Below are 21,383 nucleotides of genomic sequence, written 5' to 3' on the forward strand. Positions count from 1 at the left end.
GCTCCTTCCCTTTGAAGTTCCAAGTCTGGCCAACCCCGCCTTTGTGGCGGGGCCGGTTTTCATCAGGCGGAGATCACTCCGCCTTGCAGTCCCAATGGAAATTGGAGAAGTTCAGGTCCCAGCTTTGCATGGGAATGAACTCGTAACCCTGAAGGCACTTGTTCGCCGCATAACGGCGGTTCGGCGCAACGGCCCAGACATCCGGCTGAAGATCGGCGATCTTCGTCTGCAGTTCCCTGTAGGTGGCGTTCTGCTCGTTGACATCGGTGGTGGCGCGGACCTTGTCGATCAGCCCGTCGATTTCCGCATTCTGCAACCATTCCATCGACATCCAGGTGCCGGAGGCCTTGGAGTGATACTGGTTATAGAACATCGAATCCGGCGACGGATAGGTCGGCGAGATGTTCACCTGCGTCGATGCCGGCGTCGTTTCCGGCTTGGAGGAAAGCTCAACGATACGGTTCCACGGCTCGGGCTTGATGTCGAGCGTGATGCCGATCTGCTCGAGGCTGGATTGCAGAAGCAGCGCCACTTCGGCCTCGAAGGCCAGCGAAGCGACATAGCTGTTGACCAGCGTGATCTTCTGGCCGGCATATTTCGACTTCGCCAACTCTTCCTTGGCCTTTTCCAGATCGTAGACGCCCGGCTGGATATCGCCGTTATGCGCATCCTTGAATGCGTCGGAAAGTGGTCCGCGCATGTCGAAGCCCGGATAGATCACTTCCTGGATCGTCTTGTAATCCGTCGCATAGGCGATGGCGCGGCGCACATGAACGTCGTCGGTCGGATAGACCTTGGTGTTGAGCTTGATGACGAAACCACCGGCGGTGCGGGTCTGGATCAGCTTGTAACCCTTCATGCGGCCGATGGATTCATAGGTGTCGTTGCCAAGCCCGTGCGAGGAAAGACCGAGTTCACCCTTTTCCGCCAGCGCCTTGACGGTGGCGTCGTCGCTGGTCTGCACGAAGCGCACTTCATCAATCGGCTTGCCCTTGGTCCAGCCGAGGAAATAATCGGCATTGCGGGCGATGACCATATCGGCGGAACGGTTGTAGCTGACGAGCTTGTAGGGGCCGGAACCGGCGGAATGTTCGCCCACATAGGCCTCGCCCCACTTGTCTTCCGGCTTGGCATTGGCCTCGATCAGTGTCTTGTTCATCGCCATCATCAGCGGCGTCGCCGCCATGAAGGGCGAGAACTGGCGCTCGATCTTCATGACCAGTGTGGCATCGTCAGGCGCGGTGACGTTTTCGGGCTTCAGCACGCCGACGATGAGGTTCGATGGGCCCTTGTTGATGCCGAGCAGGCGCTGGATCGACCAGGCAAGATCGGCAGCCTTTACCGCCGTACCGTCCTGAAACTTCGCATCGTCGCGCAGGTGGAAGGTATAGGTCAGGCCGTCCTCGGAAATCTCCCAGGATTTCGCCAGATGCGGCACGATTTCGCCCTTGGCGTTCACCGTGGTCAGGCCGTCATACATGTTCACGATGGCCATGTAGCCGGTGTAGTCCGTCACCTTCGCCGGGTCGAGCGAGCTGAATATCTGCATGGTATTGACCGCGACCGATACCTTGTCTTCCGCAAGGGCTGCGGAAGAAACAAGCGGCAACACGAGCGCCGTGCCGAGCGCCAGCGCGGCGAGACGGGAAGAAAGTACAGGCATTTTCATTATCGTTCTCCTCTTTATTGCGGGTCATTGGCCCCGCTTATGGTTAGGCAGCCTTGCTGACCGGAACGGGCAGCGGTGAGAAAGGAATGTCCGGGTAACCGAAGGCTGCCGGCCCGACGACCTCAAGCGCGCGGGCGCTGCGCAGCAGGTCGTGGCAGGGGATGGCGATGACGGCCACGCGCTGGCCGTAGCGCAGCACTTCGGTGGTGATCGGATAACCCGTATCGACATCGAGCAGGACGATCAGGTCGGGAACCGTCACTTCCACCTTGCCGTCTCGGGAAAACAGCAGGAATTCGTTCTGGATGGCGACGCCCGCCGTCTGGCCGGCGCAATCGTCGAAGCCGGAGAGCGTGAGATCGCCGACCGCGAAACCGCCGCGCAGGTGGCGTTTCAGATCCGTGATCTTGCCGTTGAAGATGCGCTTTCCGCCTTCCAGCGCGCAGACTGCGGCAATCGGGTCTTCCTGCTGCTTGCGGGCGCGGATCACTGCCTCACCGATGGCAATCGCCTTGGTGTAGGTTTTCGGAATGCCATACTGGTGCACGTAATGCGCCTGCATCGGCGCGGTCGCCAGCATCGCGCCGCCGCCCTGCGAAACGACGCAGGCGCGCGCCATGCGCTCGTGCCAGACTTCGGAAACGGCATGGCTGAAGATGACGGCATTGCCGTGCAGATCGCACATCACCGACGGCGTGGAACTATGACCATAGATGGAGAAGGTGGTCATCTGCATTTCCGGGAAAGCGCGGCCCATGCCGTCGCAATCGAGGATAGGCAGGCCGCCCAGCGCCGCAGTCACCAGCGGGTTCATGGAATTGGAACCGCCGATTTCCTCGCAGACGATGGCGTCGACCGGGGTGCGGATCAACTCTTCCATCGCCCGCAGGCAGCGCAGGCCCTCGCGCCCTTCGCGAATACGCTCGACACCGACGACAGGCGCGCCGATGCCGCCGATGGACATGCAGAGCGCGTCCGGCTCGATGGCGTCGGTTGCAAGAATCTTCATCTCGTAACCGGCCTTCATGGCTTCCAGCGCCAGAAGCTTGCCGAGATAGGGATTGCCGCCGCCGCCCGTGCCGAGAATGCCGGCGCCGATTTCCAGCGCGTCGAGATCTTCACGGGTCAGCGTCCGCAATGCCGCTTCGTCATATTTCAGCTTGCGTGTCTCAGCCATGATTGGCTCCCATTTCTCCAACAACTTTCACATGAATGCGGGTGGCATTGCCGGGCAGGTAGGCAAGCGGCATGTCCTCGCGTTCGATGACTTCCAGCGTCGCGGCAATCGCACCGGCGGCAATCGCCTTTTCGCGCGCCTCCGCTTCCGCCTCGGCCAGCGCGCTCTCGCGCGTGCGTCCGTCCACCAGCGAGAAGACCCGGTCGGTCTCGCCGCTGATCTGCGCAATCGCCGCGCCGACGGCATTGGCCACCGCGAAATTCTCGGGCCGGATGACCTCCAGCTCACCGATACGGTCCGGCATCAGGATAGAACCGCCGCCAACGGCGATCACCGGTACTGGTGACGACGAGATGCGGCTGCGCTCCACGCAGGCCTCGAGCATGTCGTTGATCTTGTCGACCGCCGCATCCACCAGCTTTTTGTCGAGGCTGGAGACCAGCGCCTTCTCGCCCACATCGGCTTTGCCGGAGGCAACCGCGATATCGGTCGCCGTCAGGGTCGAGCCACCGAAGCAGAGCGCCTCGCGGCGAACACGGTAACCGACGGATTTCGGCCCGACGGTCAGGCCGTGGTCGCTATTGACCACCAGCGAGCCACCGCCGAGACCGATGGAGAAGACGTCCGGCATGCGGAAATTGGTGCGCACGCCGCCAATATCCACCGTGGTCGAAGCCTGGCGCGGGAAACCGTGGGACAGTGAGCCGACATCGGACGTAGTGCCGCCGACATCCACAACGACGGCATCCTTGAGGCCGGTGAGGAAGGCCGCACCGCGCATGGAATTCGTCGGGCCGGACGCGAAGGTGAGCACGGGAAAGCCGCGCACCACATCCGCCGCCATCAGCGTGCCGTCGTTCTGGGTAATATAAAACGGGCAAGTGATGCCTGCAGCCTTCAGCGCCACGCCGAAAGCCGCGACGGTGCGGTCGGCCAGCGACAGCAGGCTGGCATTCATGATTGCAGCACTTTCACGCGCAAGCAGGCCGTGACGGCCAATATCCTTGGACATGACCACCGGCAGGCCGGGGCAGCGTTCCTGCAGGATTTCCTTCGCCCGCAGCTCCATCGCTTCGTTGATACCGCTGAAAACGCAGGTGACGGCAGCGGCCTTCAGACCCTTGGCGCGGATATCGGCGGCGATGCGGACGATTTCGTCCTCATCAAGCGGCGAAATTTCGCGGCCGTCGAATTCGTAACCGCCGCGCACCTGATATCCGTGGTTGCCGACGATTTCCCGGAGATCATCCGGCCAGTCGACCATGGGCGGCAGGCCGGCGCCGGAAGGCAGGCCGAGACGGATCGCGGCCACCTCGTCCATATGCCGGCGCTCGATCACCGCATTGGTAAAATGCGTGGTGCCGATCATCACGGCGCCGATGCGCGCCCTGTCGATGCCCGAAGCCTCGATGACCTTTTCAAGGGCTTCGATGACACCGGATGTCACATCCTCTGTCGTGGAGGCCTTCACCCCCGCCAGAACGGTTTTATCCTGCAACACAACGGCATCGGTATTCGTGCCGCCGACGTCAATTCCAACGCGATACACGTCAGGCTCCTCTTTCATCAATCGGTCGTTTTTACGAGGAAGCGCATGCGCTCGTCCTCGGTCACGGTGGGTTTGAGACGTTCTTCCTCGTCGGTGACGACGGGGATGGCCGCGATCAGGGCGCGGGTATAGGGATGGGCCGGCTCGGCAAAGACCGCCGACGTCACACCCTCTTCGACAATCTCGCCGCGCAGCATGATGGCGATACGTGAGCAGAAATTGCGCATCAGCGACAGGTCGTGCGAGATCATCAGATAAGTCAGGCCAAGCTCCTCACGCAGCTGCAGCAGAAGGTCGATCACAGTCTTCTGCACTGAGACATCAAGTGCGGCCGTCGGCTCGTCGAGAATGAGGATTTTCGGTTCTGCCGCCAGCGCGCGGGCAATCGCCACGCGCTGCTTTTGGCCGCCGGAAAGCTCGTGGGGATATTTGCCGAGATAGGATTGCGGCAGCCGCACCAGTCCCATCAATTCCTGCATCCGGCTTTCCCGCACCTGCCCATCCATGCCGATAGATTTCAACGGCAGCGAAAGCGTCTGCCTGACGGTACGCTTGGGATTGAGCGAAGTACCCGGATTTTGATAGACGATCTGCGTCAGCCGCTTGCCGCGCTCAGGTGCCGGAGCGTCGATGACAAGACTACCGGAGGTGGGACGGGAAAGGCCCATGATCATGCGGGCAACCGAGGTCTTGCCGGAACCGGATTCACCCGCAAGGCCAAAAACCTCGCCCTGCTTCAGCGTCAGGTTCACGTCGCGCACGGCATGGTAGCCATTGCGCCTGCCGTAAATCTTGTTCAGGCCTTCGATGGTGATGATCGGCTGCCGCGAGCTTTGCGCGAGATTCGTTACACGCGAGCCATAGAGCGGCGGCACCGCATCTAGCAGCGAGCGCGTATAATCCGCAGCGGGAGCGTGCAAGATTTGCGTGCAGGGGCCGGTTTCGACGATATCGCCGTGGTGCATGACCACGACCCGATCCGCCACCTTGCGCACGACGCCGAGATTGTGGGTGATCATCAAAAGCGCCATGTTTTCTTCGGCAACCAGCTGGTTGATGAGGTTGAGGATTTCATCCTGCGTCGTCACGTCGAGCGCCGTGCCGGGCTCATCCGCGATCAAAAGCTTCGGCTGGTGCAGCAGGGCAAGCCCGATCAGCACACGCTGGCGCATGCCGCCCGAAAGCTCGGACGGGTAGGCGTTCATCACCCGCTCGGTATCGGCGAGCTGCACGCGGCGTAAAACGGCTGCGATGCGGTTGCGACGCTCCGCCTTCGACGAGTTGACGCCGTCGCGCTTGTCGGCAAAACGCATGACATCATCGAGATGCGTGCCGATCTTGAAGACCGGATTGAAGGAGGAAAGCGGGTCCTGCATGATCAGCGAAAACGCCGTGCCCTTCAGCGCCTCGCGCTCCCTGCGCGGCATGGCGAGCACATCCCGGCCATCGATGACGATGGCACCGGAGGTGATCGCGGCATTCTTCGGCAGGGTGCCGATGATCGCCTTGGCGGTGACGGACTTGCCCGATCCGGTTTCGCCGATCAGCGCCACGCGTTCGCCGGCGGCGACCGTGAAGGCGACATCGCGCAGCACCTGCCGGGTGCGGCCGTAATTGGTGAAGGTGACGTTGAGGGTTTCGACCTTGAGAAGCGGTTCAGTCATGGCCTTAGCTTTCCACGTCGAACATGTCGCGCAGGCCGTCGCCCAGCAGGTTGAAACCCAGCGTCACGTAAAGCACGGCCGCACCGGGGCAGAGCACTTCCCACCAGAAATCCGGCATGAACTGGCGCCCGTCGGCAACCATCGATCCAAGGTCGGGAGTCGGCGGTTTGACGCCGAAACCGAGGAAGCTCAGCGTCGCGCCGAACAGAATGACGAAGGCGGCATCCAGCGTGGTCTTGACCGATATGACCGAGACGCAATTGGGCAGGATTTCGCGGAAGAGGATGTGCAGCGGGCCGGCACCGGCAAGACGCGCCGCCTCGATATAGTCTTCCGAAGCGATGGACTTCGACACGGAATAGATCAGCCGCGCATGCCAGGTCCACCACAGCAGCGTGATCGCGATCATGGCGTTCATCAGTGTCGGTTCCAGGAGGTTGGAGACCGCGAGCGCCATGACGAGTGGCGGCATGGCCAGCATCACATTCGTCAGGCCGCTGATGAGCTTTTCAGTCCAGCCACCGAAATAACCGGCGACGAGGCCAAGCACCGTGCCTACAGGCACCGAAATGCCGAGCACGCCGATGACGAGAAGCAGCGAGACCCGCAGCCCGAAGATGGTACGGGAAAAGATATCGCGCCCGGCCTTGTCGGTGCCGAACCAGTGCTCCAGATCCGGCGGCATATGGCGGGCGCGGAAATCGACGACCGCACCGATATGTTTCGGATAAGGCGTGAGCCATGGCGCGAAGACCGCTAGCACCAGCACCGACAGGAGGATCAGCGAACCGATGACCGCCGCCGGATTGCGGCTGAAGCGATACCACATCATATAACCGGCGCTTAAGCCCCGATCAGTGGGTTCGAGCATTTTCATATCAGCCATCAGCGAGCCTCCTTGCGGCGCAGGCGCGGGTCGATGATCGAGATCAGAACATCCACGATCAGGTTCGCAACGATGAAGAACAGGCCGGCGACCAGCACCACGGCGGTCACGGCATTGAGGTCTTTCTGCAGGATGGCGTTCAGCCCGTAGGAAGCGAAACCACCCCAGGCGAAGACCATCTCGATCACGAAGGCATTGCCGATCAGCGACGCGAATTCGAGACCCATGATCGTCAGCGGCGCGATGGAAGAGAGCTTCAGCAGGTAACGGAAGATGATGACCCGCTCCGGCACGCCGAAGCTTTGCAGGGTGAGCACATGGTCCTTGCGCTGGTTCTCGATCATCGAGGAACGCGTGATGCGGGTGATCTGGCCGATGCCTGCCATGGAAAGCGCAAATGCCGGCAGTGCAAGGTGTTTCAGCGCATCCAGCACCACATCGAACCGTCCGGCCAGCGTGCCGTCGATCAGGATGAAGCCCGTCGGGCCGCCCTGCCAGCCAAGCCCGTGGTCGAGCCTGCCGATGATCGGCCAGCCGGAGAGAAACCGGGCGGCCAACAATTGCAGCGTGATGGCGAAAAGAAAGCTCGGGATCGTGACCCCGGTGAGCGACAGGATGCGGCCGATATGGTCAAGCGGCCGGTCGCGGTAATGCGCCGTGATGACGCCGAGCGGGATGGCGACGGCAAACATGAAGATGACCGAGACCAGCACCAGTTCGACGGTCGCGGGAACGGTCTGCGCCAGATCGGTAGTCACCGGGCGTTGTGACACCAGCGAGAAACCGAGATCGCCGTGCAGGGCATTGCCGATATAGTCGAGATATTGGACGGCGAGCGGCTTATCGAGACCCATCTCGCCGCGCAACGCATCCACCTGCTCCTGCGTTGCCGCAGGACCGAGCGCCATGCGGGCGGGGTCGCCCGGCACCACGCGGGCCAGCACGAAAATCATGATGGACAGGGCGATCATGACCAGCACGAAGGTGCCGAGCCTGTTCAAAATCGCGACCAGCGGATGTTGCTGCATCGGTGGAACGTTCCTTGTGCATCGGTTGCGTGAGCACAAGTTTTCACCACATGTCCGTTTGAACAATCTGGAAAAGGTATAGTTTTTTGAAAGATGAGTATAGGTTTTTAAGATTAAATCCCCTATGTCTTTGCGAATGACGCTCCTGCCCCGCACCCGCCTCTGCCGCCGCATCGCCAGCGAAACCGCCGGCGTGATCTTTCTGCGGGCGCCGGCGGGTGCGGGAAAAAGCGTGCTCCTGGAAATGCTTGCAAAAGAGCTCGAAACGCCGGTGTGCCGCACGCACCAGCCGCGAAGCGACGAGATCGAAAATGGCTGTCTCCTGTGGGACGTGCCGGTTTTCGCGCGGGCCGCGCGCATGCCCGCCGCCATTCTGGAGGCGGTGCGTCTGGTCGTCATCGCCTGCCGGCCAGATCAGCGGATCAGCGGACTGGCCCGACACATCCTGCATCGCGGTTCGCTCACCATCGGGCCGAATGAACTGCTTCTTGGTGCGGACGAGGTGGAAGACCTGCCACCTGAACAGAAGCGCCTCGCCCTCCACGACTATGCGGGTTGGCCGGCTTTTCTGTCACTGGCCCGTTTTCCGAATGAAACGCTGTGTGCTGATTATCTACGGGAAAACTACCTGCCGCATCTTTCTCCCGCCCAGACGGTTGAACTTTCGTTCTGGCTGGAAAACCCCTCTGCGGAGCCAGAGGCGGACTGGACCGAACTGCTGCCGCCTTTCCTCACCGGAAATCCCGAAAACCACCCTACCCTGATACGGCTTCTGAGCGTGGCTGCTCGGGAACGTCTCGCCACCCTGCAGGCCGGCAGCGCCGTGGTGGAGGTCGCATCGGCTTTCGAAAAGGAAGGACGGGCGCTTGCGGCCATGGCGATGCTGCTCGACCGCGGTTATGAGACCCATGCCGCGCAAATCCTGGAACGCGCCCATGGCCGTGAACTGATCTATCGAAGCAGCGTCGACAGGTTTCGCGAAATCATCATGCGGTTTTCGCAGGATATGATCGCAACGAATGAAACCGTGCTCTTTGCCGTTACCCGTGCCCTGCTGAAACAGGGTGAGTTGCAGCGCGTGCGCCATCTGCTCGGCAAGAGTCTCGGGTCGGATTATCTCGATCCGCTGAAGGTGCTTGCCCGTGGCTCACGCTTTTCCTTCGCCGCGCGCACCTTCCGGCTGAACCTGATGATTGCCGAGGACCTGACGCCCAATGACGCGGTGATAACCCGTCTCGCCGAGTTCATGGCCGACTACCCCATGGACGACCACGGCAAATGGGCGGCCTATTACAATGCGCTGCTGGAATTCGAAATCCGCCGCCGCAATTTCCGCGAGGCCGAGGCCGCCGCCGCACGCGCTCTGATCTATCTGCGCAAGATGGGCGGGCAGCCCCTGCTGGAATTTTTCATCCATCTGCACCAGATCGTGCTGCGGCTGATGAGCGGCGATACGCTTCTGGCGCGCCACGCGGCGCAGGAGGCGCGCGCGCGCCTGGAACAGGTGCCGCATGACGCCGTGCAGGAGTTCCGGATGCTGCGGCTGGCGGAAGCCTGTCTTGCCTATGAGGCGGGAAAACCGCGTGATCTCCTGCATTTCGTCGAACATGAATTCGATCATTTCGCTGCGGCCGAGATATGGCCGAGCCTGATGCAGTTCGCTCTGCATTATGCCTCGCAGGTGCTGATCGATCATTTTCCGATGACCGTGCGCCCCGGTTTTCTCGACGGTCTGTGGATCCATCTTTCGGAAGGGCTGCAATTCCATGCGATGATGGAGATCAGGACGGCCATCGCCTATCAGAACGCCAACCGCTGGGCGGACGCGGCCGCGACGCTTTCGGCGATCCGCATGCCCATGGGCCGCAACTGGGTGGAGAGCGCACATGAGGATCTTTCCCGCCTGACGCGGCGCGATGAAATCGCCTATGTCATGGCCTGGCTGCGCGATGCGGTGCATCTTTTCACGCCGCGCGCCTATCTCTCCCGCCAGATCGACGCGATGATCGCCAATCCCAAGGTCACCAACCGCGAAAAGGTCGCGCTGCGAATCTGGCAGAGCTATGCCGCGCATCAGCGCCGCGACAACGCCGCCGCCCGCGCCCATATCCTCACCGCCCTTGAATCGGCGACCCGCCTTGGCTGCAGCGGCGTTCTGTCGGAGGAGCGCGTCTTCCTGTCCCCGCTTCTGAACAATCGCCGCATCCGCAGCTTTATCGAAACCTCGTCCGATGTCCGCTCCGCACTGTCGATTTTCGCCGCTTCGGTGAATTCACCGCAGGCGCGCGCCCTGCATGGCGGGCTTTCGCAGCGGGAAGCGCAGATGCTGCAACTGCTGGCCAGCGGCATGTCGAACAAGAAGATCGCCCAGACGCTCAACATCTCGGAAGTGACGGTGAAGTTTCACCTCGGCAACCTGTTTCGCAAGCTGGATTGCAAACGCCGCGCGGAAGCTATCCGCGCGGCAAAAGCACTGGGCTGGCTGTAAGGTTCAGCGGTTGTTCTTCTTGCGCCATTCGGCAAAAGCCGTCTGGTGTTCTTCCTTCGTGCAGGGGTAAAGCCCGATGATCGTCTGGCCAGCCTTGACCTGTTCCACCACGAAATCCTCGTAAGCCGTCATTTCCACCGCCTCAGTCGCGACGTCGTCGGCAATGCCCGCAGGGATGACGATGACGCAATCGGCGTCACCGACGATGATATCGCCCGGAAAGACCGGCGCATCGCCGCAGCCAATCGGGCCGTTGATTTCGATTGCCTCGTGTTTGGTGAGGTTGGTGGGGCTGGAAGGGCGGGTGTGGTAGGCCGGGATATCCAGCTCGGCAATGGTGGCCGCATCCCGGAAACCGCCATCGCTGACGATGCCGGCACCGCCGCGAACCATCAGGCGGGTTACCAGAATATCGCCGGCCGAGGCGGCGGTCGCATCCTTGCGGCTGTCCATAACAAGCACATGGCCCGGCGGGCATGTTTCGATGGCGACGCGCTGCGGATGGGCGGGATTGCGGAATTCAACAAGCTGGTTGCGGTCTTCGCGGGCCGGCATGTAGCGCAGGGTAAAAGCCGGGCCGACCATGTTCTTGCCCTTGTAGCCCAGCGGGCGCACGCCCTGAATGACCTGGTTGCGCAGACCCCGCTTGTAAAGCGCCGTCGCCAGGGTAGCGACGGAAATCGTCAGCAGTTTTTCGCGCGTTTCATTGTTCATATCTGTCTCCTCGCAATGGGCGGATGGATGTGTTTCAAGTCCTGTGAATGGGCTCGTCTGTGAAGACGCCGCCCTGATATTTTGCGATTGCGGCCTCAGGATCGGGCCGAGGCACATCGCGTTCAATTTCCGCACGGTAGCGCGCGGCATTGTCGCGGCGCTGCCAGCCGAGAAAATCGACATGGGAATTATCCCACCAGCTGTCGTCATTGGCCGAAACGCCCCAGATGACCGGGCAACCGAGTTTTTGCACGCGGAAGGTGGCCTCGATCAGCGAAACGAAGTCGCCGTAGCTGAGCCAGGTCGACAACATCCGCCAGTTGGTGGGCTTTTCTTCGCACGACCCGATACGGACGATGGCCGTCTCCTGGCCGAATTTGGAGTGGTAGAGGCTTGCCATGGCCTCACCGAAAATCTTCGAGACGCCGTAAAGGCCGTCCGGCAGAAAGGGCGTTTCCGGCTCGAGCTGCTGTCCCTGCGGGTAATAACCGATCGTATGGTTGCTGGAAGCGAAGAGAATGCGCGGCAGGCCGTTTTGCCTCGCCGCTTCGTAAAGATTGTAGACGCCGCGAAGATTGGCTGCCTCGATGGGATCAAAAGCCTTTTCCACCGAAATACCGCCGAGATGGACGATGCCGTCACAGCCCTTCACCAGTTCATGAACCGCCGCTTCGTCTTCGAGCCGGCAGCGAAAAAGCTCCTCATGGGGGGCTGCCTCCCCGAGATCGACGACGTCCGAAAGGCGGATGGTCTCGGCGATATGGCCGAGCCGTCCGCGCAGCATGCTGCCCAGCTTGCCGCCGGCGCCGGTGATGAGCAATCGCTTCAACATGATAGCGCCTCTCAGAAAATATCGGGCTCGCCGGCGGTGCGGCCGAAATCCGTCTGCAGGAAGTCGAAATCGCAGCCTTGATCGGCCTGGGTGACGTGTTTGGAGAAGAGATAACCATAACCGCGTTCATAACGCGGTGCCGGTGCCTGCCACGCAGCGCGGCGGCTGGCGATTTCCTCTTCGCTGACCAGCATGTCGAGGCGGCGCTGCGGCAGGTCGAGGCGGACGATATCGCCGGTCTTCAGGAGCGCCAGCGGGCCACCGACGAAGCTTTCCGGCGCGACATGCAGCACGCAGGCGCCATAGGAGGTGCCGGACATGCGGGCATCGGAAATGCGCACCATGTCGCGGTGGCCCTTCTTGATCAGCGCCTTCGGGATGGGCAGCATGCCCCATTCCGGAAAACCAGGACCGCCGAGCGGGCCGGCATTGCGCAGCACCAGCACATGATCCGGCGTGACATCGAGATTCTCGTCGTCGATGGCCTTCTTCATCTCCGGATAGCTGTCGAAGACCAGCGCGGGGCCTTCATGGATATGGTATTTCGGATCGCAGGCGGCGGGCTTGATGACGGCGCCATCGGGGCAAAGATTACCGCGCAGCACCGCAAGCGAGCCTTCCGCATAGACGGGATTATCGAGCGAGCGAATGACGTCGTCATTATAGACCTTCGCACCTTCGAGATTTTCGCCCATGCTGCGGCCGGTCACGGTGAGCGCCGAACAGTCGAGACGGCTTTCGAGCTGCTTCATCAGCGCCCGCAGGCCGCCGGCGTAATAGAAGTCCTCCATCAGATAGTCTTTGCCGGAGGGACGGACATTGGCGATGAGCGGCGTGATCCGGCCAAGCTCGTCCAGCTCATCGAGCGTCATCGGCACGCCGGCGCGGCGGGCCATGGCGATCAGATGCACGACGGCATTGGTGGAGCAACCGGTCGCCATGGCGACGATGGCGGCATTGCGAAACGCGGTCGCGGTCAGGATACGGTCCGGCGTCAGCTCCTCGGTCACCATTTCCACGATACGCCGGCCGCAACCTGCCGACATGCGCTGGTGTTCGGCATCCACCGCCGGAATGGAAGAGGCACCCGGCAGGGTAAGGCCAAGGGCGTCGGTGATGGCGGTCATGGTCGAGGCGGTGCCCATGGTCATGCAGACACCGGCGGAGCGGGCAATGCCGCCCTGCACGCCGCGCCATTCCTCGTCCGTGACGTTGCCGGCACGGCGCTCGTCCCAATATTTCCAGGCGTCCGAACCCGAACCCAGCACCTTGCCGGCATAGTTGCCGCGCAACATCGGGCCTGCCGGCAGATAGATCATCGGCACGCCGGCCGAGATCGCGCCCATGACGAGGCCGGGCGTCGTCTTGTCGCAACCGCCCATCAGCACCACGCCGTCGAGCGGATGCGAGCGGATCATTTCTTCCGTCTCCATCGCCAACATGTTGCGGTAAAGCATCGATGTCGGTTTGGTGAAGCTCTCATCGACCGACAGCGAGGGCATTTCGACGGGGAAGCCGCCTGCCTGCAGCACACCGCGTTTCACATCCTGCACGCGCTCTGGGAAATGCGAGTGACAGGTATTCAGCTCCGACCAGGTGTTCAGGATACCGATGACGGGTTTACCGACAAAATCCTCTTCCGCATAACCGAGCTGCATCATGCGTGAGCGGTGGCCGAAGCTGCGCAGGTCGTCGGGAGCAAACCAGCGGTCGGAACGGAGTTTTTTATCGGTCATGTCAATGGTCCTGCGTTGCGGGTTGCGCCAAAGGCTGTCAGTCCTGCCGGAGCGTCAGCCCGCTCGTCGTATCGAAAAGATGGATATGTTCCAGCGGCGCCGACAGGCGGATGACTTCGCCCGCCGAGGTCGAGGTCTGGCCGGAAAGATGCAGCGTTACCGGAGTGCCGTCGCCGAGATTACCATAGAGATAGGATTCCCCGCCCAGCTGTTCTGCGGTGCGCACAGACATGGTCAGTGCGCCGCCCTCACCCGGCTGCACATGGTTCGGGCGGACGCCGAGCGTCACCTTCTGGCCGGGCTTGTAGGAAAAGCCGGTCTGCGGCAGCGGGATCAATTCGCCGGTGGCGATCTTCAGGGACGGCGTTGCATCCGAGGTCACTTCGCCGGCAAAAAAGTTCATCTTCGGCGAGCCGATGAAGCCTGCCACGAAGAGATTGGCCGGACGGTTATAAAGATCGAGCGGCACGCCGAATTGCTCCAGCTTGCCGGCGCGCAGAACGGCGATCTTGTCGGCCATGGTCATGGCTTCCACCTGATCGTGCGTCACATAGATCATGGTATTGCCGAGACGCCGGTGAAGACTGGAAATCTCACCGCGCATGTCGACGCGCAGTTCCGCATCGAGGTTGGAAAGCGGCTCGTCGAAGAGGAACACACGCGGCTCGCGCACCACCGCGCGGCCGATGGCAACGCGCTGGCGCTGGCCGCCCGAGAGATCCTTGGGACGACGCTCGAGAAGCTGGTCGATCTGCAGCATCTTGGAAACCTGAGCGATCTTTTCGGCGATATCCTTTTTGGAGGTGCCGATGTTCTCAAGCCCGAAGGACAGGTTTTCGCGCACCGTCATATGCGGATAAAGGGCATAGGACTGGAACACCATGGCAAGGCCACGATCTGCGGCCGGAACCGTGTTGACCACATCGCTGCCGATGACGATATCGCCGCCGCTCAGTTCTTCGAGACCGGAGATCATGCGCAGCAGGGTCGACTTGCCGCAGCCGGAAGGACCGACGAAAACGCAGAATTCGCCGTGCTTGATATCGAGATCGACACCCTTGATCACATCGAGGGCACCATATGTCTTTTTGACCTGACGAAGCTGAATACTTGCCATTGTCGTGTTTCCTCCCTGAGGATTATTTGCCGCCCGTGGATGCAATGCCGGTGGCGATGTATTTTTGCAGGAACATGAAGACCAGCGCGATCGGGGCGAGCGTCAGCACCGTCATAGCCAGAAGATTGCTCCATTCCGTCGTCATCTCCCCCTGGAAGGAGTTGAGCGCCAGTTGCAGGGTGAAGTTGTCGTTGCGGGTCAGCACGATCAGCGGCCAGAGGAAGTCGTTCCAGCGCCACATGATCGCAAGGATCGCCAGAACGGCAAGCGCCGGGGCCGAAAGCGGCAGGATGATGCGCCAGTAGATCTTCCACTCGCTCGCCTTGTCCATGCGCGCCGCATCGAGGATTTCATCCGGGATCGTCAGCATATATTGCCGCAGCAGGAAGACACCTGTCGGTGTCGCCGCTCCCGGAATGATGACGCCCCAGAGACTGTTGATCATGCCGAGCTGGCTGGTGATGAGAAACAGTGGGACCAGCACGACGGTCTGCGGGATCATCAGCGTGCCGACAACCAGCGCCAGCACCACGCCCCTGCCCTTGAACTGGTATTTCGAGAGCGCGAAGGCCGCCATGGAATTGACGATCAGCATGATGAGGGTTGACGTCACCGTGATGAAGGTCGAGTTCCAGAAGTAGAGCGGGAAATTGAAGCGCTGGAAAAGCTCGGTGTAGTTTTCCGTCGCCAGCGCCACCTTTTCAGCCGGCTTCAGCTCGTTGAACGGCATCTTCAGGACTTCGGTTGGCTTGGCCGGGTCAACCACCTGGGCAACGAGACCGATGCGGCGAACCATGCCGAACTTGCGGCCATCCTTATCGACATAGGCCGGCAGCGGCGCTGCCTGCCCGTCCACCACCACGGTTTCCTGCGTATAGGGCAGGAGGCGCGGCGGAAAGCGCTGGAGATCGGCCTCCGTCTTGAACGAGGAGAGCACGAGCCAGACGACGGGACCGAACATCATAAGCACGGCCACGCCGAGATAGGCGTAGGACAACCAGTCGGTCCAATGCAGCTTGCCGTTTCGGCCGCGGGTACGGGTCAGAAATGCGCCAATCCTAGCCATCGACCTTGCTCCTGTTTGCCCGGAATTGCAGGGCGGTCAGCACCACCAGCACCACCGCGAGCAGCAGCGAAGCAGCAGCCGCAAGGCCGAAATTGCGGGGCGTCCCGGCAAAGCCGGTCTGATAGATGAACTGAATGATGAAGGTGGTCGCCGAGCCTGGACCACCGCCGGTGAAGGCAAAGACTTCATCGAAGGTCTGTACGCCCTTGATGAGCGACAGGACTAGAACGACGAGCATGGTGGGTGCCAGCAGCGGCAGCGTGATGCGCCGGAAGATGCGCCAAGGGCTCGCCTTGTCGAGCTGCGCCGCCTCATAGACATCGCGCGGGATCGCCTGGAGGCCGGCCAGAAGAATGAGCGTGTAAAAGCCCATATGCGCCCAGACCGACAGGAAGACCGACCAGCCGAAGGCAAGATTGGCTTCGAGCAACCAGTCGACCGAACCGAGTCCCAAGCCTTCCATCGCCGCGTTGAGAACGCCGAAACGCTGGAGAATCCACTTCCAGATCAAGGCCACAACCACGGGCGACAGCAGCACGGGGAAGAAGAAGACGGCACGGAAGAACCCGCGCGCCCGGATATCGCGGTTGAGCACGATGGCCGTGATCAGCGAAAAGCCGACCATGAAACCCACCTGCAGCACGACAAAGAAAACCGTGTTCCAGACGGAGCGCCAGAACAGGTCGCGCTGACAGGAATTGGGGTCGAGGTAATTCTGACAGGAAAGAAGGACCGAAAAGTTTTCGCCGCCCACCGAAGGGCGCTCAGAAAGCAATATATGTTCGCTGCCGGTCACGGAATAGGCCATGTTCAGCACGATCGGCAGAAAGGCGAAGACCGCAAACAGGATCAGGTTGGGTGCAAGAAACACCCAGGCGATCCGCCGGTGGCCGAGAACCTTCTGCAGGAAGGCGAAGGGCAATTCGACGATGCCCATGACGGGCGCAAGAAATTTATACATGAGGGTCCTCCTTCGATCCGGCGCGGCGCGGCATACGCCGCACCGGAAGGCGATGGATCACTTCGCCTGTTTCAACGCTTCCTCGAGGTCCGTCTTCGCGCGAGCCATGGCCTCATCGACGGTGCTTTCACCGACGATGGCCTGCGTGATGCGCTGGACGGAGATGTTGAACATGGCGCGATTGTTCTTGTAACCCTGATAGGTATAGGCAATCGGGCTGAGGCCGGGAATCTGGTCCAGCCAGGCGTTCATGGCCTTCTGCGTCGCCGGCGTCGCACCCGTATAGGTCACGCCCTTGTCAGCCACGGCCTTGTGGGCGGGAACGTTGCGGGTGCGCACGGTGAAGTCGAGATAATTCTCGTCCTGAGCGAGGAAATTCAGGATATCGGCAACGATCTTCGGGTTCTTGGTCTGCTTGAAGCCGACAACGCCGGTACCGCCCGGCATGCCGGTGCAGGCAGCGCCGCCGCAGGGCTGCGGCACGACTTCCCAGTCGAACGCATCGCCAACCTGGCTGTCGAAACGCGCGGTCTGCCAGCTGCCGGAATAATAATAGACGAGCTGGCCGTTGATGAATTCCTGCGCGGCGTCACGATAGGTATTGCCGCCCTGCCCGGCCCAGACGTCACGCGCCATGGTGCCGTCCTTGTTCCATTCGACGAATTTCTTCACGAAGGTCGTGAAGCCTTCATCAACCAGAATGGGCTTGCCTTCCGCATCGAAAATCTTCGCGCCGTAGGAAATGGCCGGGCCGGCAATACGGTGGCCGGAACGGTCGATGGCCATCGGGTAAGGCGTGCCGGTTGCCTTGGCGACGGCATTGGCTGCCTTCGCCCAGTCGTCCAGCGTTGCATCCTTGCCGGGTACGGCCACATTGGCCTGATCGAACAAAGTGCGGTTGATGAAGGCGCCGGTGATGGTGAGCTGGGTATGCATGCCGTAGATGCCCTTGTCGTCGGGGCCGCTGCGGTACCATTTCAGCACGTTGGAGAAATTGTCTTCCCAATATTTCGCGTCCACATAGGGCGTGAGATCGAGATAATAGCGGTTGAGGCCGCCAAGGTCGGTCACGGTTGCGAAATCCGGACCGCTGCCGCCGGCGAGCTGCACGGGCAGGCCTTCCAGCAGCGCCTTGTAGGGCACGACGTCGGTGACGATCTTCACGTCCGGATGCTGCTTTTCGTAACGCGCGAGAATATCTTTCAGAATTTCGCAGCCGTTACCGTCATAAGCGCAGGTGAAGCGCACTTCCTCAGCCGCCTGGGCGGCGCCTGCAAAGGACGCCGCGCCAATGGCGAGCGCCAATGCCATGCTGTATTTACCGATCATCTCTTTTCCTCCCTTAGATGATTATGCGTTGGCGGATGCGCGCGGAGCCCAGCCCTTGATCCATTCGCCTTCTGCGGCGTCGGACAGGCGGACAGGCTTTCCTTCCCGCACCGAGCGATAGATGGCGGTGACGAGTTCGATGGACTGCAAGCCATCGTTCACAGTCACTTCCTTGCCGCCGCGTCCTTCCATCGCGTCGGCAATGGCTTCGACAAAACCAGCAAAGCCGTTTTCGCCATCGGCGACCGTTTCCAGAACTGCGTCGATCTGGTCCTGCGTGGTCGGCGCACGGGCGATGAAACGCCATGTGTCTTCGGCCGGGCGATAGGGCAGCGTGCCGCTCTCGGCGGTGAAGCCTTCGAAGCAGAAACGCAGGCGGGATGTATCTTCGGCGGCACCGAGCGTCACCGAGCTCGTCGCCAGCGCACCGCTTTTCATGCGGAAGCTGAGCGCCGCGCAGTCTTCGGTTTCGATCTTGTTGACGCGCGTATCGGCCATGGCGAACACTTCATCGACCGGGCCGAGAACGTGGCAGAGAAGATCATGAGCGTGGATGGCGTGGCCGAGGATCGCACCGCCGCACTCGCCCTTCCACGTACCGCGCCAGGGAATGTCGTAATAGCTGGCGCCACGGTTCCAGTGAACTTCCGAACTCGCGACAAAGGCCTTGCCCGCAAGGCCGGCATCGATGAGCGCACGAAGCTGCCGCATCGCATGTCCGAAACGGTACTGGAAGACCGGAAACACGCCACGGCCGGTCTTCTTGACAGAGTCGATCAGCGCATTTGCCTCTTCAAGCGAGCGGACCAGCGGCTTTTCGCAGACCACATCCTTGCCCGCCGCATGCGCCTTCAGCGTCACGGGGAAATGCAGGTGCGGCGGCAGGCAGACGTCGATCAGCTGGATGCTCTCATCGGCCAGAATCTCATCGAGATCGGTCGTCAGACGGATGGACGTATCCTCACCCGCCACGGAGCGGGCGCGCTCCAGATCGAGGTCGCAGATAGCCTTGACGGAGAAGCGCTCCGGCAACGCCTGATAACCCTTCAGATGAAGGGCGCCGATGCCGGCACCAACGATTGCAACGCCAATCATGCCTTTGCTCCTTCGGCCTTGGCCTGCGCCTGCAGCGACAGGTCACATACCTTGAACACATGCTCCTGCGTCATCGCCGTTTCCGTGCGGTTGCGGATGTCGTCGCACAGGCGGCCGAAATAGGGCAGACCAGCACCGGAGGCGTCGATATATTCGCAGCGGTCGCCATTCACGAGAACGAGGCGGTCGGTGCCTTCCTTGTTGCCGACGTCGACATATTTACGCAGCTCGATGTAGCCCTCAGTGCCGAGGATCGTGAGGCGGCCGTCGCCCCAGGTCGGCAGCGCATCGGGCGTGTACCAGTCGACGCGGATATAGCCGTGGCCCTTGTCGCCGCGCAGCACCACTTCGCCGAAATCCTGCAAGCCCGGATCGCGCGGGTTGGCATAGTTGGCAACGGTGGCAGCCACGATCTCCACTTCGGTCGAGCCGGTGAAGAACATGAACTGGTCGATCTGGTGGCTGGCGATATCGGTGATGATGCCACCATAGGATTCGCGCTCGAAGAACCACTTCGGACGGATCTGGCGGTTCAGACGATGCGGGCCGAGGCCGACGGTCTGGATCACGCGGCCGATGGCGCCCTGCGCGACCAGTTCAGCGGCCTTGGTCACGCTCGGAACTTCAAAACGCTCGGAGAAATCGACGGTCCAGATGCGCTTGGTCTTCGCCACAGTCTGGCGAAGGCGATCGAGCTGTTCGAAGGTGGTGCAGCCGGGCTTGTCGGACATGACGTCCTTGCCGGCTTCCATGGCGGCGATGGCGAGATCGGCGCGCTTGGAGGGAATATCGGCGATCAGCACGAGATCGATGCTGCCATCGGCCAGCAGAGCTTCCTTGGAGGCCGCGCGCGGCACATCCGGGAAGCGCTTGACGAAGCCTTCCACCACGTCTGGCTCACCTTCGGTCCACCAGCCGGCGAATTCCGCGCCGGCATCCAGCATGTTCTGGGCCATGCCGAAAATGTGCCGGTGCTCTATGCCGAGAGCGACGAACTTGATTGCTTTAGTCATCCTGCAGTTCCACTTCCTTGCCGGTGTCGGCCGAGTTGATGATCGCGTCGATCAATCTGTGAGACAAAAGAGCCGCTTCACCGGTGACGACCGGGGCGCGCCCTGAGGAGATGGCGTCTGCGAAATCTTCGAAGACGCCCTGATGCCATTCATGCGTGAAAGCCATGGGGTCGGCGCCGCCGCCCGTGCCGGATGCCGCGCCGCCGAAGGTCTCCTGCCGGCCATCGCGCCAGTCGACATGCAGGAGGCCCGAGGCGAGCCGCAGGCTGGCATTGTCGAAATGCAGGACAATCGATTCCGGAGCGCCGGGAAAACTTGCGGTGCTTGCCACCAGCGAGCCAACAGCGCCATTTTTGAAGCGCAGGCCGGCCGCGACATAATCCTCGGTTTCCATGCGATGAAACCGCGTCGTCGCCGCCATGGCCTGAACGCGCGAGACCGGCCCTGCAAGGCTCAGCGCCAGATCGATGGTGTGGATTGCCTGGGAGATCAGAACACCGCCGCCGTCGCGTGCGAGTGTGCCGCGGCCGGGTTCATCATAATAGGACTGCGCGCGCCACCACGGCACGGAAATTTCGCAGAGACCGAGCGCTCCAAGCATTCCGCCATCTACAAGCTCACGGGCTTTTTGCGATGCAGCCCGCATGCGGTGCTGGAAGATGATGCCGAGCGTGACGCCGGCCTCACGACAGAGGGCGACAAGGCCGCTGGCTTCCTGCGTGTTACGGGCGACGGGCTTTTCCATCAGAATGTGTTTGCCCGCCTTTGCGAGCTGTCCGACGATATCGATGCGGGCATTCGGCGGCGTTGCGACGATGGCGAAATCGACATCCGCATCGCGCGCGGCTTCCTCGACCGAGGAGTAAACGGCAACCTCATATCCAGCGTGTTTCGACGCTTCGACGGCCAGCGCCCTGGCGCGGCCGGAGCCGCCATCGACCAAACCCTTCAGGCGAATTTTTTCCGGACTTGCTGCACAGGCGAGCACATGCGTCTTCGCCACCATTCCGGCGCCAACGATGACGCAGGTCTTGATATTTTGCATTTCGGGAGCCTCCT

17 protein-coding genes are annotated in these 21,383 nt (G+C 61.5%); 1 reads left to right on the top strand and 16 read right to left on the bottom strand.

Annotated features, from left to right (window positions below; translation table 11 throughout):
- Window positions 1-73: 73 nt before the first annotated feature.
- Genes L901_RS02885 through L901_RS02910 form a run of 6 tightly spaced genes read right to left on the bottom strand, consistent with a single transcriptional unit; the run spans window position 74 to window position 7,973 of the window.
- The gene (locus tag L901_RS02885; protein ID WP_059753275.1) at window positions 74-1,669 is read right to left on the bottom strand and encodes an ABC transporter substrate-binding protein; all 1,596 of its coding nucleotides are present in this window, start codon (window positions 1,667-1,669) and stop codon (window positions 74-76) included.
- A 43-nt stretch (window positions 1,670-1,712) separates the two neighbouring features.
- Entirely contained in the window at window positions 1,713-2,846 is a 1,134-nt protein-coding gene (locus L901_RS02890) for a DUF917 domain-containing protein (RefSeq protein ID WP_059753279.1), read from the bottom strand.
- The gene (locus L901_RS02895) at window positions 2,839-4,395 is read right to left on the bottom strand and encodes a hydantoinase/oxoprolinase N-terminal domain-containing protein (RefSeq protein ID WP_059753380.1); all 1,557 of its coding nucleotides are present in this window, start codon (window positions 4,393-4,395) and stop codon (window positions 2,839-2,841) included. The genes L901_RS02890 and L901_RS02895 overlap by 8 nt, the downstream gene beginning before the upstream one ends.
- Before the next feature lie 17 nt (window positions 4,396-4,412).
- Window positions 4,413-6,059, bottom strand: coding sequence for an ABC transporter ATP-binding protein (locus L901_RS02900; RefSeq protein WP_059753282.1), 1,647 nt, complete (start codon window positions 6,057-6,059; stop codon window positions 4,413-4,415).
- A gap of 4 nt (window positions 6,060-6,063) precedes the next feature.
- Window positions 6,064-6,945, bottom strand: coding sequence for an ABC transporter permease (locus L901_RS02905; protein ID WP_059753285.1), 882 nt, complete (start codon window positions 6,943-6,945; stop codon window positions 6,064-6,066).
- On the bottom strand, window positions 6,945-7,973 hold the full coding sequence (locus tag L901_RS02910) for an ABC transporter permease (protein WP_059753288.1): 1,029 nt from the start codon (window positions 7,971-7,973) through the stop codon (window positions 6,945-6,947). The genes L901_RS02905 and L901_RS02910 overlap by 1 nt, the downstream gene beginning before the upstream one ends.
- 136 nt (window positions 7,974-8,109) lie before the next feature.
- Here L901_RS02910 and L901_RS02915 point away from each other — a divergent pair, with 136 nt between their 5' ends.
- Window positions 8,110-10,461: a LuxR C-terminal-related transcriptional regulator gene (locus L901_RS02915; protein WP_059753383.1), complete on the top strand. Its 2,352-nt coding sequence runs from the start codon at window positions 8,110-8,112 to the stop codon at window positions 10,459-10,461.
- Window positions 10,462-10,464: 3 nt separating this feature from the next.
- Here the strand turns inward: L901_RS02915 and L901_RS02920 are convergent, their stop codons facing one another.
- Genes L901_RS02920 through L901_RS02965 form a run of 10 tightly spaced genes read right to left on the bottom strand, consistent with a single transcriptional unit; the run spans window position 10,465 to window position 21,369 of the window.
- Window positions 10,465-11,175 (bottom strand): ribonuclease activity regulator RraA, encoded by a 711-nt coding sequence (locus L901_RS02920; RefSeq protein ID WP_020813265.1) that lies wholly within the window; start codon window positions 11,173-11,175, stop codon window positions 10,465-10,467.
- A gap of 34 nt (window positions 11,176-11,209) precedes the next feature.
- Window positions 11,210-12,007, bottom strand: a complete 798-nt coding sequence (locus tag L901_RS02925; RefSeq protein ID WP_059753290.1) for an NAD(P)-dependent oxidoreductase — start codon at window positions 12,005-12,007, stop codon at window positions 11,210-11,212.
- A gap of 11 nt (window positions 12,008-12,018) precedes the next feature.
- Window positions 12,019-13,743 (bottom strand): L-arabinonate dehydratase, encoded by a 1,725-nt coding sequence (araD, locus tag L901_RS02930; RefSeq protein ID WP_059753293.1) that lies wholly within the window; start codon window positions 13,741-13,743, stop codon window positions 12,019-12,021.
- 37 nt (window positions 13,744-13,780) lie between these two features.
- Window positions 13,781-14,860 (bottom strand): ABC transporter ATP-binding protein, encoded by a 1,080-nt coding sequence (locus tag L901_RS02935; RefSeq protein WP_059753296.1) that lies wholly within the window; start codon window positions 14,858-14,860, stop codon window positions 13,781-13,783.
- Between the two features lie 22 nt (window positions 14,861-14,882).
- Complete coding sequence (locus tag L901_RS02940; RefSeq protein ID WP_052818962.1) at window positions 14,883-15,926, bottom strand: carbohydrate ABC transporter permease; 1,044 nt, start codon at window positions 15,924-15,926, stop codon at window positions 14,883-14,885.
- A complete protein-coding gene (locus L901_RS02945; RefSeq protein ID WP_059753298.1) occupies window positions 15,919-16,887 on the bottom strand; it encodes a carbohydrate ABC transporter permease in 969 nt (322 codons plus the stop codon). Before L901_RS02945 ends, L901_RS02940 begins: the two co-directional genes overlap by 8 nt.
- A 57-nt stretch (window positions 16,888-16,944) precedes the next feature.
- Complete coding sequence (locus tag L901_RS02950) at window positions 16,945-18,216, bottom strand: ABC transporter substrate-binding protein (protein WP_059753302.1); 1,272 nt, start codon at window positions 18,214-18,216, stop codon at window positions 16,945-16,947.
- 21 nt (window positions 18,217-18,237) lie between these two features.
- The gene (locus tag L901_RS02955) at window positions 18,238-19,311 is read right to left on the bottom strand and encodes a Gfo/Idh/MocA family protein (protein WP_059753305.1); all 1,074 of its coding nucleotides are present in this window, start codon (window positions 19,309-19,311) and stop codon (window positions 18,238-18,240) included.
- The gene (locus L901_RS02960) at window positions 19,308-20,324 is read right to left on the bottom strand and encodes a Gfo/Idh/MocA family protein (protein ID WP_059753307.1); all 1,017 of its coding nucleotides are present in this window, start codon (window positions 20,322-20,324) and stop codon (window positions 19,308-19,310) included. The genes L901_RS02955 and L901_RS02960 overlap by 4 nt, the downstream gene beginning before the upstream one ends.
- Window positions 20,317-21,369 carry a Gfo/Idh/MocA family protein gene (locus tag L901_RS02965; RefSeq protein ID WP_059753311.1) on the bottom strand — a complete coding sequence of 351 codons (1,053 nt, stop codon included), beginning with the start codon at window positions 21,367-21,369 and terminating at the stop codon, window positions 20,317-20,319. Before L901_RS02965 ends, L901_RS02960 begins: the two co-directional genes overlap by 8 nt.
- Window positions 21,370-21,383 lie beyond the last annotated feature (14 nt).

It is taken from the genome of Agrobacterium sp. D14 (assembly GCF_001526505.1).
Taxonomy (GTDB): Bacteria; Pseudomonadota; Alphaproteobacteria; order Rhizobiales; family Rhizobiaceae; genus Agrobacterium; species Agrobacterium leguminum.

Excerpts from the sequence above, each read along its gene's own strand:
- L901_RS02950 (WP_059753302.1), bottom strand. The coding sequence starts at position 18,216 with ATGATCGGTAAATACAGCATGGCATTGGCGCTCGCCATTGGCGCGGCG.
- L901_RS02935 (WP_059753296.1), bottom strand. The coding sequence starts at position 14,860 with ATGGCAAGTATTCAGCTTCGTCAGGTCAAAAAGACATATGGTGCCCTC.
- L901_RS02905 (WP_059753285.1), bottom strand. The coding sequence starts at position 6,945 with ATGGCTGATATGAAAATGCTCGAACCCACTGATCGGGGCTTAAGCGCC.
- araD (WP_059753293.1), bottom strand. The coding sequence starts at position 13,743 with ATGACCGATAAAAAACTCCGTTCCGACCGCTGGTTTGCTCCCGACGAC.
- L901_RS02900 (WP_059753282.1), bottom strand. The coding sequence starts at position 6,059 with ATGACTGAACCGCTTCTCAAGGTCGAAACCCTCAACGTCACCTTCACC.
- L901_RS02965 (WP_059753311.1), bottom strand. The coding sequence starts at position 21,369 with ATGCAAAATATCAAGACCTGCGTCATCGTTGGCGCCGGAATGGTGGCG.
- L901_RS02955 (WP_059753305.1), bottom strand. The coding sequence starts at position 19,311 with ATGATTGGCGTTGCAATCGTTGGTGCCGGCATCGGCGCCCTTCATCTG.
- L901_RS02890 (WP_059753279.1), bottom strand. The coding sequence starts at position 2,846 with ATGGCTGAGACACGCAAGCTGAAATATGACGAAGCGGCATTGCGGACG.
- L901_RS02885 (WP_059753275.1), bottom strand. The coding sequence starts at position 1,669 with ATGAAAATGCCTGTACTTTCTTCCCGTCTCGCCGCGCTGGCGCTCGGC.
- L901_RS02915 (WP_059753383.1), top strand. The coding sequence starts at position 8,110 with ATGACGCTCCTGCCCCGCACCCGCCTCTGCCGCCGCATCGCCAGCGAA.
- L901_RS02940 (WP_052818962.1), bottom strand. The coding sequence starts at position 15,926 with ATGGCTAGGATTGGCGCATTTCTGACCCGTACCCGCGGCCGAAACGGC.
- L901_RS02910 (WP_059753288.1), bottom strand. The coding sequence starts at position 7,973 with ATGCAGCAACATCCGCTGGTCGCGATTTTGAACAGGCTCGGCACCTTC.
- L901_RS02945 (WP_059753298.1), bottom strand. The coding sequence starts at position 16,887 with ATGTATAAATTTCTTGCGCCCGTCATGGGCATCGTCGAATTGCCCTTC.
- L901_RS02960 (WP_059753307.1), bottom strand. The coding sequence starts at position 20,324 with ATGACTAAAGCAATCAAGTTCGTCGCTCTCGGCATAGAGCACCGGCAC.
- L901_RS02925 (WP_059753290.1), bottom strand. The coding sequence starts at position 12,007 with ATGTTGAAGCGATTGCTCATCACCGGCGCCGGCGGCAAGCTGGGCAGC.
- L901_RS02920 (WP_020813265.1), bottom strand. The coding sequence starts at position 11,175 with ATGAACAATGAAACGCGCGAAAAACTGCTGACGATTTCCGTCGCTACC.